Consider the following 13,159-nt stretch of genomic DNA (forward strand, 5'->3'; position numbering starts at 1 on the left):
AACAGCATGTTAGATGTCACAAGCCTTCTCGAAGAAATCAAGGCTTCCCCTTTTGAGGAACAGGAAATCGTCGCCCCCCATACCGGTGTGGTGACGTTCGGTTCGCTCAAGCTGGGAGATAAGGTCATCGGCCCGAACGGAACATGGAAGGAACGGCCCGGAACGCTTATCGCCACCATCACGCGCGAACGCAACCCAAAGCCGCTCAACGCGGTTCAGAAGGGTGAACTCTGCGCAATCCATAGCGAGTTGGAAGGGACGTACGTACAGGCGGGCACCCCGCTCGCCACCATCCGGCACTTTTTGTCCAAGGACGAGGTGCTGCGCATCCTGCTCAAGCAGGCGCTTAACCTCTTTGTGGCTCCCGAACGGGCCAAATATTATTTTGTTCCCCAGATCGACACCAAAATCAAGGTGTCGGGTTGCCGTTCCGTCTCCGTCTACGAAGGCATGGAGCTGTTCATCGTCTCTCGTATGAAACGGGAAATGCCCCTGTACTACACCGGCCCGGACGGGCTTATCTATACGGTGTACTTTGAACACAACGAAAACGTGGACGCGGGAAGCCCGCTGATCGGCGTCTGCCCCCCGGATCAGCTCCAGCAGATCGAAGAGGTCGTGCTGAAAGTCCAAACCGAATGGCAGGAGCAGGAATAACATGGGCAAACTCCTCCAGATCCGCGTCAGCGCATGGACATACCGCGAAGAGGACGTCGTCCGGGCATGGCCCGCTCTGGCGGCCTTGGCGTGGCCCCGTCCCCAGTACCCCGGCGAGAAACGCGGCGTGCTGGAGTTGGTGACGGCGCTGGAAAACGGCCTTTCGTTTGAAGGCTGGCCCAAGGCTGTCGCCGATGGCCTTCGGGAAGGCATCGGGCGCGCCGCCGCCGTCAAAAAGGAACTGGAGGAAGCGCTTTTCCAGTGGGAACCGCGCAAGGCCAACGGGCTGAGCGAAACGCTGGAAGAGGAACTTGCCACATTGAACGAACGGGCGCCCAAGCCCTAGCGGGCGCCCTGCAAGGAGTTATCATGCTGAATAAGGTTATGATTATCGGCAGGCTCGGTCGCGATCCCGAACTGCGTTATTCCCAGAGCGGCAGCCCCGTCTGCACGCTCAACATCGCCACGGACGAATCCTACACGGATCGCGACGGCAACCGTGTGGACCGTGCCGAGTGGCACCGCGTCGTGGTGTTCCAGAAAGCGGCGGAGAACTGCTCCCAGTACCTGACCAAGGGCAGCCTTGTGTTTGTGGAAGGCAGCCTGCAGACCCGCAAATGGCAGGATCAGCAGGGGCAGGATCGCTACACCACCGAAATCAAGGCACAGCGCGTCCAGTTCCTCGACAAGCGCGGGAGCGAACAGGGCGGCATGTCCGGCGGCAGCGAAGGCGGCTACAGCGCTCCCCGCCGTCCCGCCCAGCCCGGCGGCAACCGTCCCCAGCAGCGCCCGCAGCAGCGTCAGGACGATTATGAAGATCTGGGCCCTGCGTTTCCTTCCGAGGCCAGCGGCATGGATGACGTGCCGTTCTAGAGAAATATTGGGAGGGAAAGGGGAACTTTCTGGAGAAAGGTTCCCCTTTCCCTCCCTCTCCCATCCTAAGACGTTTGACTGGTGGGGAGGTCACGCGGATGGAGTTCGTTCCGATGTAGAGCTGAGGGAGGCGGGTTTTCCGTATTTGATCAAAGGCAACTTTTTCACATCATACAGCGTGGTTATTGATGGCAACGCCTCCGAAATACGCGCCGCCAGATCACAGGGAAGCACCATGGAAAGAGACGAGCTCCATTTTTCATCCATAAACACGAGGCATTGATCATAGCTACTCGACTGGAAGGCAACACGGCGGGCCTGAAGCCCAGCCAGATGAAGGCGCTGACGCGTCTGGGGCAGCGGCGATACCCCGTACGGGGTGGATATACGACGGAACAGGCCCGCGAACTTGCGCTCCTTTCGCGTGCGCTCGGCCGTCAGGTTGGGCTCGTCATAGATCGGCAGGGCAAGGTGGACATGGTGATCGTGGGCGATCCCGCGTCCATCCTGATCCCGGAATTACCGCGCGGGCGTAGTGCGGCGGGCCGTCTGCGCGGCATCCGCCTGATGCACACGCACCTTTCACCGGACGGGCTTTCCCAAGAAGACTTGATGGACATGCTGTTCCTGCGCCTGGACAGCGTTTCCGTACTGACCGTCAATGATTACGGCGATCCCGTCAGCTTTCAGAGCGGGCACCTGCTTCCCCCAAATGCCGACAGCAAGCCTTACCGCGTCCATCCCATGACCGCATGGGATCGCGTGGACATCGATTTCAACGCCGAAGCCGTCTCGCTGGAAGAGGAGCTTGGCCGCGTGCTCTCCGAAGCGTCCGAGGCGGGGGACAGCCCCAGGGCGATCCTCGTATCCGTCTCGCCCCTTCCCCGCGCCGTACAAGAAATGCACATCGAAGAGCTCCGGGAGCTGGCGCGCAGTGCGGGCATTGTGGTGACCGGGACGCTTATCCAGCGGGTCGCCGACATCCATCCCCGGCATATTTTGGGTAAAGGCAAGCTGGCGGAACTTGAGATTTTGGCTTTGCAGGGCCAAGCCTCGCTGATCATCTTCGACGGCGAACTTACTCCCGCTCAGCTCAACAGCCTTTCGGAAGTCACCGAGCGCAAAGTGCTCGACCGTACCCAGCTCATTCTGGACATCTTTGCCCAGCGCGCCACGACCAGGGCGGGCAAGCTGCAGGTGGAAATGGCGCAGCTCAAGTATACGCAGCCCAGGCTTGTGGGCAAAAACCGGGCTATGGACAGGCTCATGGGCGGCATCGGAGGCCGTGGCCCCGGGGAAACCAAACTGGAAACGGACAGACGCCGCATTCGTGAACGGATCGCCAAGATCAAGAAAGAGCTTGAAGGGCTGCGCCAGCAACGGGCCTTTACCCGTGCCCGCCGCGCCCGGCAGGGTTTGCCGGTGGCTGCTCTGGTGGGCTACACCAATGCCGGGAAGTCAACGCTCCTCAACGCCCTGACCCGTTCGGAAGTGCTGGCGGAAGACAAGCTGTTCGCCACGCTGGATCCCACCACCCGGCGACTTCGTTTCCCCGAAGAGCATGAACTGGTGCTGGCGGATACGGTCGGCTTTATCCGCAACCTCCCAAAGGAATTGACCGACGCTTTTCAGGCTACCCTTGAGGAACTGGAGGCCGCCGATCTTTTGCTGCATGTGGCCGACGCTTCACATCCTGAACTCGACCGCCAGATTGCGGCTGTGGACGGCATCCTTGCCGATATGGAGCTGAATGAGGTTCCGCGTATCCTCATCCTCAACAAGTGGGATCGGCTGGAGGATGAGATGCGCGATATCCTGCGCGACAGGTGGCCCGACGCCCTGCCCATTTCGGCGGAAAACCGGGACGGTCTCAACGCTCTCTCCCGCTGCATAGAAAACACCATCCACTGGGAAACGACGGCCCACATCGAAATAACCGGGCCCATGCCCAAAATATACTGACAAGCTACCCTGCTCTGGAAAACGGCACGCGCCCTCTCCCAAAGCCGACATCTCAACACAAGATACAAAACGCGCCATAGGGATAAGGAAATCCCCTTGATCCCGTGGCGCGTTTTCTTCGGTGCCCCGCGCCGCTCCAAAGGCCTATGAGAAAAAAGGAGGCACAAAAGCCACAGCTCACTCAACACGAAGCTCCAATCCATCCTGACCGTGGGGCGGACGTACGGCAGGATCCCCTTCCGTATCCCCATCAGTCGGACAGCCTTAAGAGAAAAAGGGAAGGCACGGCTAGACAGCTCCCTACCCGCTCCCCTTTTCTCCTCCTCCCCCCTGTAGTTCTCTTTGGAGGTAAATCAAAATTCGGGCGGCGGCGACGGCATCCGAACCCGCATGGTGATGCTCAAGCGGGATGCCGCAATAACGGCAAACCGCGTCGAGCTTATGCGAAGGGATCTTGAGCTTCCTGCGCGATTCCCGCAGTGTGCATACGAAAGGAAGATCCGGAAGGGCTATGCCGTTGGCCTGACAGCAGGCTTCCAACACCCGCCGATCAAAAGGGGCGTTGTGCGCGACAAGATGTGTAACGCCTTGCAGAAACGAAGCCATCTGCGGCCAAAATTCCAAAAACGTGGGGCTGTCCTGCACATCCTTCCACGTGATGCCGTGAACCCATGTGAACAGGATACGCCTCCTCGGTGGACGGATCAGGCTGTACAGCGTGTCGACGACTTCGCCGCCGCGCACTTTCGCCAATCCTACGGCACAGGCGCTGTCCGGCTGATAGTCGGCGGTTTCAAAATCCAAAGCGGCATATACGGGGTCGGCCATTAATGTCTTTCCAACAAAAAAGGCGGGGAAATCCCCCGCCCTTTTAAGCTACAGGGTTCTTAATTCACCGATATACAACTTCAACTGCTGGAGCAGTTCCTTGGCCTTTTCGGGATGCGCACCAGCCAAGTTGTTCAACTGGAACGGATCAACCCGCCTGTCGTAGAGTTCGTCCTGTTCGGGAACCGTCACTTCGGCCCCCTGAACGCACGTCCACATTTCCTCTTTCATTTCCAGCTCGGCGGACTGACGGCCAGCGTTGCCGCCCTTGCCCGATCCGTCATAGAAAAGACGGTTCATCTCGTCGGTATCAATATCGTTCTTGAGCCAATGGATATACGACCAATCCTTGGTGATGAGCGACCATGACATGCCGTAGTAACCGGCAATCGCGACCTCGCGCACGGTATCCGTCTCCCCGCGCATGACCGGGAACAGGCTGATACCGTGCATCTCATCCGCGCCGTAGGTCTGGATGCCTTCATGCCCGGCTTCGGAAAGAGCGGATTGTCCGTAGCCGAGCGCATCCATTATGGTCGCCGTGACATCCACATTCTGGACGAAACTTTCGATCCGCTTCCCTCCTTCAAGGCCGGGCACATGGATGAGCAAAGGAACATGAACCAGTTCCTCGTAAGGCCAAGGACGGCACTTGCGCATGATGCCGTGCCCGTGTTCGCCGTTGCCCATGGGCTGGCCGTGATCAGAGGTGATAATCACCATCGTCTCATCCCAGAGGCCCTGCTCGCGGATAGAATCAAGCAGATTGCCGATCCACTTATCCACAAGCTCCACTTTTTCCATGTACAGGGCGCGGATATGGGCACACTCCTCTTCCGTCATCACGCCCTTGACTTCAGTCCACGGGGCCAAGATCATCGGATTGCCCTGATAGTCCGGGTCATGCGGACACGGTTTCCCTTCCCAGACGGACGGCGGATCCCAAGGTTCATGGGGATCGAACGAATCCACCCACAACAGGAAAGGCCGCTTCGGATCGCGTTTGCGCCGCAGCCAGTCGTCGGCTTCCCGTGCGACGATGCTGACATAGTTGTCAGCGTCCGACTTCCAGAACTGACGCTGCTTGAGGTAGCATTCGGCCTCCCGGATCAGGGACTGCGACGAACTGTCGTATTCGCCGTCCTCATTCTTGTGCAACATGCCGGGCGAAAGATAATCCTCAGCCTTCACAGCGGGATCCAGAGGCACATTATGGAACGTCTCGTGATCCAGTTCATGCCCGTTGCAGAACTTTACATAGTCGAACCCCCGCGAATAGCCGTACTTGGGCAGGCGCATGGGCGGCGTATCATACACCAGAGCCGTCTGCACCTCCCGGCACCAGAGCATGTCGGTCAGGCTGGTATCATTCAGATCCAACGGCTTCCACCCGGCATAGGGCAAGGTGAAACGCCCGGTCATGAGCGCCCTGCGGACGGGAATCGTGGGGAGCCCTTCGCTATAGGCGTTCTCGAACAGGTACCCCTGTCTGGCGAAGCGATCCAGATTGGGCGTTTTCACTTTCGTGTTGCCGTAGCATCCCAAATAATTGAACTGGAGCGTGTCCAGCATAATGAAAACCACATTCTTGATGGGAGACATGCTGTCCTCTCTAGGCTTTTCTGCGGCCATGAACCGGCGTGCCGTTCAAACGCCAAATGCCGAAGCCGGTTAGGGCGCACAAGATGGAAAAAATGGGGACGAACCAATTCAAAAACGCATACGGCACGAAGTCGAACGCGCTGACGCCAAGCACGCCCGCGATGTAAAACGCGTGGACGCTCCACGGAACCAGCGGGCAACCGATAGTCCCCGCGTCCTCGCAGGTACGCGACAGCACCAACGGGCTGATGTCGGCCTTCTTGAACGAATCAAGGAAGGCGCGGCCGGGCACGATGACCGCCAGCATCTGGCTGCCCGTGCCGAAGTTGATGATGTAAGCCGCAGCCAGCACTGAAGCAACCAGACGGACGACGGAGCGGGCCCCCTTCAATACCGCATCGAGCAAGACTTCAAGTACGCGGGAGCGTTCCAGAATGCCGCCAAAGGCCATGCCGGAGCACAACAGCAAAACCGTAGGCATGATGCTGAGCAGGCCGCCGCGGGACAACAGCGGATCAAGCTGCTTGATGCCGGTCTTGGAAACGTAGCCGGAGGTCATCATCTTGGCGAGCTCGTTGAAGGCCGCACCCTCATACACAGCGATGGCCACGGCACTGAGCAGGCACACCGCCATGACCGGCAGAACCGGGAAACGCTTGTATGCCAAGACGATCATCAGGATGGGGGGGATGAACGCCACAAAATCCAGACTGAAATTCGCTTCAAGGCCGCTGAGGATCGCGTTGAGGCTTTCCAGCGAAGCGTTCTGCTCCTGCGCAAAGGAAAAACCAAGCACGGCGTATACGATCCCCGCCGCAACGAATGCCGGAACTGTCGTCCAGAGCATGGACAGGATATGATCGAAAAGCGGCACCTCACAGACGGAGGCAGTGATGTTGGTCGAGTCGGATACCGGGGACATCTTGTCGCCGATGTACGCGCCGGAAACGATGGCCCCAACCGTCATGGCCGGAGGATAGCCAAGCGCCTGCCCGACGCCGAGCAGCGCCACGCCGATGGTTCCCATCGTACCGAATGAAGTGCCCGTGGCGATGGAGGCCACCGAACACAGCACCATGGCGGACAAGAGGAAATGTTCAGGCGCAATCAGTTTCAAGCCCCAATAAATGATGGCGGGAATGGTTCCTGAAGCAAGCCACGCCGCGATGATCATGCCCACCAGCGCAAGGATGGCGATGGCGATCTGGATGCGCCCGAGCGCCTCAAACATCCCTTCCTGCAAGTCTTCCCAACGATATCCCGTCTTCAGCCCCATGAGGCCTGCCAGCGCCACGGCACCGATGAGCGGCAGCACGGGAGGCCGCACCCCAACAATGAGCGTACCATACAGGATCATCGCCACAGGTAACGCCAATGACAGGATCGCCCACCCTAAAGAAGGCTTCTTCCCTTTCGTCTCCATTCCATACTCCTCTCCACTGTCTTCCACCCGTCCCACTCAGGAACGGTTACCGGCGAGCGCATCGCGCTCAGAAGTCTTTGTCGTTCTCACAAGTATGACCCGCCCTTTACCAAAAGACAACTGACGTTCCGCCCCTTTTCCCGCAAAAACGGCAAAAAAAAGCCCCCTCATAAGGGAGCCTGTCATTTACGATGTCCGCCGAGCTTTTTTCCAGTCGGCATACGCCGAAAGAAGCAAGTTCAAATGGCGCGGGATCTGCACTTTCAGGTTGTATTCTTCCACAATGCGCTGACGGGCAGCCGCGCGCACGGGGCCCATGGCATCAGATCTGGCCAACAATTCCGCCGTGATATCGGCAAGCATGCCGTAATCCCAGAAGTCGCACAGGAATCCATTCTCGCCGTGCCGAACCACTTCCCGGACGGGTTCCGTATCCGAACTCACCAGCAGGCAGCCGCAGCTCATGGATTCAAACAGCCCCGCCGAAAGCGCGAACGGCGCCGTAAAATACACATGCACCGTGGAAGCGCGCAGCAACAGCCGATACTCTTCGTAAGGACGGAACCCTACAAAATGGACACGCCGGGGATCGACAGGCACCTCTTCCCGAAGGCGCTCCAGCGAAACGGCCTGGTCGCTCCCCTGCCGCTCCGACGCCATAATCAACACATGACACTCAGGGCGTGCCGCCAGCAATCGGGGCAAGCTCCTATAAAACTGGGGGAAACCGCGAAAAGGCTCCAGACCCCGGCCCGAAAACGTCACCAGCTCCTTGACAGTGGAAAGATCACAACCTTCGATGCGGAAACGCTCAGGTTCCGGGGAAAAGAAATCCGTGTCCACCCCCTCGTGGACTACGTGAATATGCTTTGCAATCTGCTGCGGGTACTGCTTTTTTTGCCAACTTGTGGCCGTGACTGCAAGATCACATTCCGCCAGCGCATTGAGCTGGCAAAGGTTACGGACGCGGCTCTGGGCAAACTCCACGGCGGGTCGGGGTGCCCCTTGCGTGAAAAAGGTATAATTGGCTCCTTTCGTGTAATACCATTCCGCATACACGGCATGGAACGCCTGAGGGAAAATATCCTGCACGAAAAAGCTGCATCCCCACCGGGGATGGGCATAGACGATATCCGGCTCAAAGCCGCTCTGCTGCAACCTTAACAGCGCATTGGCGAAACGTGAGCCGTAACGCATCATCTGCATCAATTCCCGCTCGGCCCTATCCTCCGACATGACCGGCTGGACACCGGAAACCGTCAGATTCCGAACGCCGGGAATCCGCACATCCCTCCTGCTCCGCTCCGAAAGGAACACGACTTCGTTGCCGGGAAGCCCACCCAAGCGCGCCGCCAGATACCGAAACGGCCCCGGAAACGTATGATGCAGAAAAAGGATGCGCATATCCCACACCGATCCCTTCGTTACGCTCCATCAGACGTTTTCATCTGCAAGGCTTCTGACGAACTTTTCCCCCGCAGGCGTCTTCAAATATTCACGCAACGCGTGTACCACATGCTGATCATACTTCGCCGATTCGGATTCCAGAATATGCAGGGCCACGTCCACGGACTTGGCGTTGCGGTACGAACGGGGCCGGATCAGGGCGCAGAACGTATTCGCAACCGACAGAATGCGGCCATGAATGCTGATCTCGTCCCCATGCAGCTTTTCGGGATACCCGGAACCGTCCAAAAACTCGTTCATCTGGGAAATGGCTTCCACGACGGGCAATTCAAAATTGATGTTCTTCAAGGTGTCCCGAGCATATTCCACATGCCGCTCCATAGCCTGACGCTCTTCCGGCGTGAAGGCGCCGGGCTTCGTCAGCAGCTCACGGGGCAGCTGCATCTTGCCGATCTGCGACAGACTGGCCGCCGTGCGGACGGTGCTCTCGTCTTCCTCGCTGAGGCCGAGGGTCTTGACCAAATCACCGCCCAAGTTCGCCATATACGAGGACTGTCCGCCCAAGTACGGGTCAACGGCCTCAATAGCGTGCATGAACGCGGCGATGGTCTGCCGCTCCATACGCTGGTTTCGCTCCTGCGCGTCGACAAGCTGCGTAATGTCGCGGAACACCGAAACCGTCCCCGTGATTACCCCGCTTTCATTGCGGTACGGCGAACATGTGATCTGATAATGGTACTTCTTCGACTGCAGCCACATCACGTCCTTGAACATGAAAGATTGCCCGCTTTGGATGGCCACGTCCAACTGCTTATACAGCCGCAAAGCGGTATCGTAGCCAAAAATCGCCGCACAATCCATGCCTACAAGCTCTTCATCGGAACGCCCGACCATATGCGCGAACGCTTGGTTGGCATACTGAACCATGCCGCCCTTGTCGGTCAGGACAATGCCGTCCACAAGCGCGCTGTTGATGCCGTCAAGGAGCTGCTTCTGCTGGTTGGAAATCTGATACAACTGGAGCAGCTCGGCGCTTACGTTCCGGGCGTTGCGCCCCACGAGCCACCACCAGACGGCCAACAGAGCCAGCAGCACGACCACAACCGCAATGACCGCCCATATGACAATCGCATTGCGCTGCGACAGGAAGGGCTTGAGCGCGGCAGCCACCGGCACTTCCTGCACGACCAGCCACGGCAGTTCGGGAACCTTCACGCCGATGCTGTATACCGCTTCATGAGAGCCAGACGCCCCTTTCCTGATCCCGAACGGCAGGCTGTCGTTCTGCCCCAGCTGCCAGCCAGGCAGGTTCTGGATATCCGCAGACAAGGGGAGAAGATCCTGCAACTTGTCCCCGACGATCTGGAAAACATGGGTAACGCCGAACGAGCCCTCACCCTTCACGGCATCAATGGTTTCGCCAAGACGGGAAGACACCATCAGGGACAGCAGGAGCGTAGCCACCGGCTTTTCCGATCGGCCTTCAACATACTGGGGGGCGAAGATGGGAACAACCAGATCAAGAACCAGCCCATTGCTGGTCTTACGCACGGGCAGGATGCCCAGCTTGCCCGACTCGACCGTCTTTCGGATGCCCTGCTGCTGTTCCAGCGAGAGCGCCGGGGGCGTGACGTCCGTGGAAAGGTACGTCTGGGCGTCCGTGTTGGTGATACGGGCGCGCAGGAACCCGGAATAAGAGATGAATTCCTGCAGAAGGTTCTTCATGAGCGGAAGCTGAGAGGCCAACTGCGACAGATCATCAATCCCAGAGGAGCTGTCGCCGGAGGCATTCAGGAGCGTGGAGAGATCATTGCCAAGCCCATTGACTTCCGACGCGAACAGCCGGAAAAGATCCGCGCTGATCAGACGGTTGGCCTGATTCTGCATGGAATTGAACCAAAGCGAAAGCGCACTGGCCTTATTCTGGGCCGTAAACTGCAGACGGCGTTCCACATCCTGCTTGAGGGACGTTTCCGCCATATTGATGTTGAACCATGCCAGACTGCCCGCAGCGCACAGCACAAGCACAAGAATGACAGCCATAAACCAGCCCATGCGCCTGTACGCCGCGGACTTGTTTCCCACCTTAGACTGGGGAATGACTTGCTCCATAACGCCCCTCTCTTTATCCGTTCCACTCGTCTGCATGGTTGTCCACTACACGTCCCAGCCGGAGCCCGTGAGCTAACGGCCCGTCTTTTTAGGAGCAGAGGGCTTCAAATGCGCCCAGCGGTACTCCTCGTTCACTGAAAATTGCGGCCGATAATGCGAAAGCCGCCTATGCGACAAGACCGCGTTGCTCAAATTGTCAAGTATCCATGCGTCCCCGTCCGAATAGAAGACGAGGACGGCATGGTCAAGATTGCGAAGCGTATCCTTCAGCACGACGATCCGCATCTTGGAAGCGGGAATGCCCAAGTCACGCAACGCGAAATACTTGGCGATGGCGAAATCCTCGCAGTCGCCCGACTTCCGAAAAAACTCCGTAGGCGCCGCCCAGTAGTCCATGAGGCCCCATACATCCATATCAGTACGGTAAGGCCAGCGATTGATCAACACGTTCACGGCCTTCGCCTGCTCAAGCGGCGACAGGCGCGACAGTTTCGCCTTGATGTCCTTCCACATGCCCTGTCCGGGGAACTGCCGTTGAGCCACGTATCCCGGATTCTTCCGCTCCTTTTCCAAAACGGAAGTCCATTTCGGCATATTCCCTATCTTGCTCCGCATCTCCAGCGTACCGAACAGCCGTATAGGGCCGCCCTCTTTCCGTTTTCCAGCCGGGGCCGCCTGCGCCTCCGGTTCCCGCGCCGGCTCGGCCGGGGTTACGGCTGGAGGCTGGGACGGTGCCGCATTCCGGGCATCCCCCGCCTTATTCCTGTTTGACAGGAGCGAACCGACGGAACCCCGCTTGAGAAGTATTTCGTCGCCGTCATCCGAAGCGAACGCGCCGGGATGCGGCAACCCGACGAAAATACTTAATGCAAGCAAGCCCGCGAGAATACCAAACCACCTCCAGCGGATCATTTACCTTTCCCGCAAGGCGTTCTGCCGGGCCTTCAAAATCGGCTTCAAAATATAGTCAAGAACCGTCTTCTTCCCCGTCAGAATGTCCACGGTCGTCACCATGCCGGGGATGATCGGCAACTGCTCCTTGCGGTATGAAATGGCATTCTTATGCGTGCGAACCTTGACCAAATAGAAGAACTCGCCGCGTTTGTCCTCAATCGTATCGGCACTGATCTGCTCAAGCTCGGCTTCAAGCCCCCCGTAGATGGAAAAATCGTACGCGGAAACCTTGACCATCGCCTTCTGCCCCGGATGAAGGAAGGCCACGTCCGCCGGGCGGACACGGGCCTCGACCAACAGGGTATCGTCAAGCGGCACAATTTCCATGATTGCTTCGCCGGGCTTGACGACGCCACCCACCGTATTGATGTAAATCTGCTTGACGGTGCCCCGGACGGGGGATTTCAATTCGGTACGAGTCACCCGGTCGCCGCCGGCGGCGAGGGTTTCCTTCAACGAATTGAGTTCCGTACGGCGCTTGCTGATTTCGGCGTTGATTTCCGCTTCCATTTCCGCCTTGCGCAGCGTCAGGCGCTGTTTCGCCTCCTCTGCGGCGGCCTTCGCCTTGGGGATGGAGGACGCCAGCGACTCGATATCGCCTTGCAGAGACACGACCTTTTGCTCAAGGCCCAAGTAGTCGACACGGGAATAAATCTTGCGCTGCATCAGCGGCGCGGCGATGTTCCGCTGTTCAACGGCAAGCGCAAGGCTGCGTTCGGTCTGGCGTTTCCTGCCGGTCAGCTCTTCGACTTCGCGCGAGCGCTGCTCATACTGCGATTGCAGCAGGCCCATTTCGGCGTTCTGCTGCTGTTCGCGGGCGTGGAAGATAGCCATCTGATCAGCGATGGCCTGCGGGTGCGAAACCGAGAGTTCTTCCGGGAAAACAGGCGATTCGCCTTTCAGTTCGGCGTCAAGGCGGATGATTGAAAGCTCATTCTCCAAGATCCTGTTCTGGGCGTCACGGTACTGGCTCTCGGCAAGCTTGTTGTCGAGCTGTGCAAGCGGCGTGCCCTTTTCGACGATTTCCCCTTCCCCGACAAGAACGGCCCCCAGAATGCCGCCTTCAAGATTCTGGATAATCTGCGTGCGCTGCGAAGAGATCACCTGCCCGTTGGCATGGGTCACCTCGTCGATTTCGGCAAAATTCGCCCAGATCCCCAAAATGAGGAAAAAAAGCCCGACAGCCAGTGAAAGAAAGCGTGCCCCAAGGCGCGGCTTGCGCGCCAGTGCGGCTTCCACCTCATTGACGTAGGGGAGCTCCTCCGAACCGATGGCCTGAGTGCGGGTATCGTTTGGGAGTTGAGGCTGTTGCGGTTTTTCAGATTGCTGCGGCATGACTCA

Annotated in this window: 11 protein-coding genes; 4 read left to right on the top strand and 7 right to left on the bottom strand. The window is 58.4% G+C overall.

The genetic code is table 11. The features are described from left to right. Nucleotides 1-6 precede the first annotated feature (6 nt). From AC6I1V_RS02915 to hflX, 4 genes are all read left to right on the top strand, one after another. The gene (locus AC6I1V_RS02915; protein ID WP_302551976.1) at nt 7-657 is read left to right on the top strand and encodes a biotin attachment protein; all 651 of its coding nucleotides are present in this window, start codon (nt 7-9) and stop codon (nt 655-657) included. A 1-nt stretch (nt 658) separates the two neighbouring features. Continuing rightward, on the top strand, nt 659-1,003 hold the full coding sequence (locus tag AC6I1V_RS02920) for a formin-like protein 18 (RefSeq protein ID WP_302551977.1): 345 nt from the start codon (nt 659-661) through the stop codon (nt 1,001-1,003). 23 nt (nt 1,004-1,026) lie between these two features. Continuing rightward, complete coding sequence (locus tag AC6I1V_RS02925; RefSeq protein ID WP_479858317.1) at nt 1,027-1,530, top strand: single-stranded DNA-binding protein; 504 nt, start codon at nt 1,027-1,029, stop codon at nt 1,528-1,530. A 333-nt stretch (nt 1,531-1,863) separates the two neighbouring features. Beyond that, entirely contained in the window at nt 1,864-3,492 is a 1,629-nt protein-coding gene (gene hflX, locus AC6I1V_RS02930) for a GTPase HflX (protein ID WP_486853815.1), read from the top strand. 300 nt (nt 3,493-3,792) lie between these two features. Here hflX and AC6I1V_RS02935 read toward each other — a convergent pair whose 3' ends face one another. The 7 genes from AC6I1V_RS02935 to AC6I1V_RS02965 all read right to left on the bottom strand — a co-directional run bounded on the left by AC6I1V_RS02935 (nt 3,793) and on the right by AC6I1V_RS02965 (nt 13,153). After that, nucleotides 3,793-4,320 carry a 3'-5' exonuclease gene (locus AC6I1V_RS02935; protein ID WP_486853814.1) on the bottom strand — a complete coding sequence of 176 codons (528 nt, stop codon included), beginning with the start codon at nt 4,318-4,320 and terminating at the stop codon, nt 3,793-3,795. Nucleotides 4,321-4,368: 48 nt separating this feature from the next. After that, on the bottom strand, nt 4,369-5,922 hold the full coding sequence (locus AC6I1V_RS02940) for a sulfatase family protein (protein ID WP_479858314.1): 1,554 nt from the start codon (nt 5,920-5,922) through the stop codon (nt 4,369-4,371). A 10-nt stretch (nt 5,923-5,932) separates the two neighbouring features. After that, entirely contained in the window at nt 5,933-7,345 is a 1,413-nt protein-coding gene (nhaC, locus tag AC6I1V_RS02945) for a Na+/H+ antiporter NhaC (RefSeq protein ID WP_486853813.1), read from the bottom strand. Between the two features lie 186 nt (nt 7,346-7,531). After that, nucleotides 7,532-8,749, bottom strand: coding sequence for a glycosyltransferase (locus AC6I1V_RS02950; RefSeq protein WP_486853812.1), 1,218 nt, complete (start codon nt 8,747-8,749; stop codon nt 7,532-7,534). Between the two features lie 30 nt (nt 8,750-8,779). Beyond that, nucleotides 8,780-10,864, bottom strand: a complete 2,085-nt coding sequence (locus AC6I1V_RS02955) for an HD domain-containing phosphohydrolase (RefSeq protein ID WP_479858313.1) — start codon at nt 10,862-10,864, stop codon at nt 8,780-8,782. A 72-nt stretch (nt 10,865-10,936) separates the two neighbouring features. Beyond that, complete coding sequence (locus tag AC6I1V_RS02960; protein ID WP_486853811.1) at nt 10,937-11,776, bottom strand: transglutaminase-like cysteine peptidase; 840 nt, start codon at nt 11,774-11,776, stop codon at nt 10,937-10,939. Next, on the bottom strand, nt 11,777-13,153 hold the full coding sequence (locus AC6I1V_RS02965; protein ID WP_479858311.1) for an HlyD family type I secretion periplasmic adaptor subunit: 1,377 nt from the start codon (nt 13,151-13,153) through the stop codon (nt 11,777-11,779). Nucleotides 13,154-13,159: the final 6 nt, after the last annotated feature.

It is taken from the genome of Bilophila sp. T19-St14, assembly GCF_059728385.1.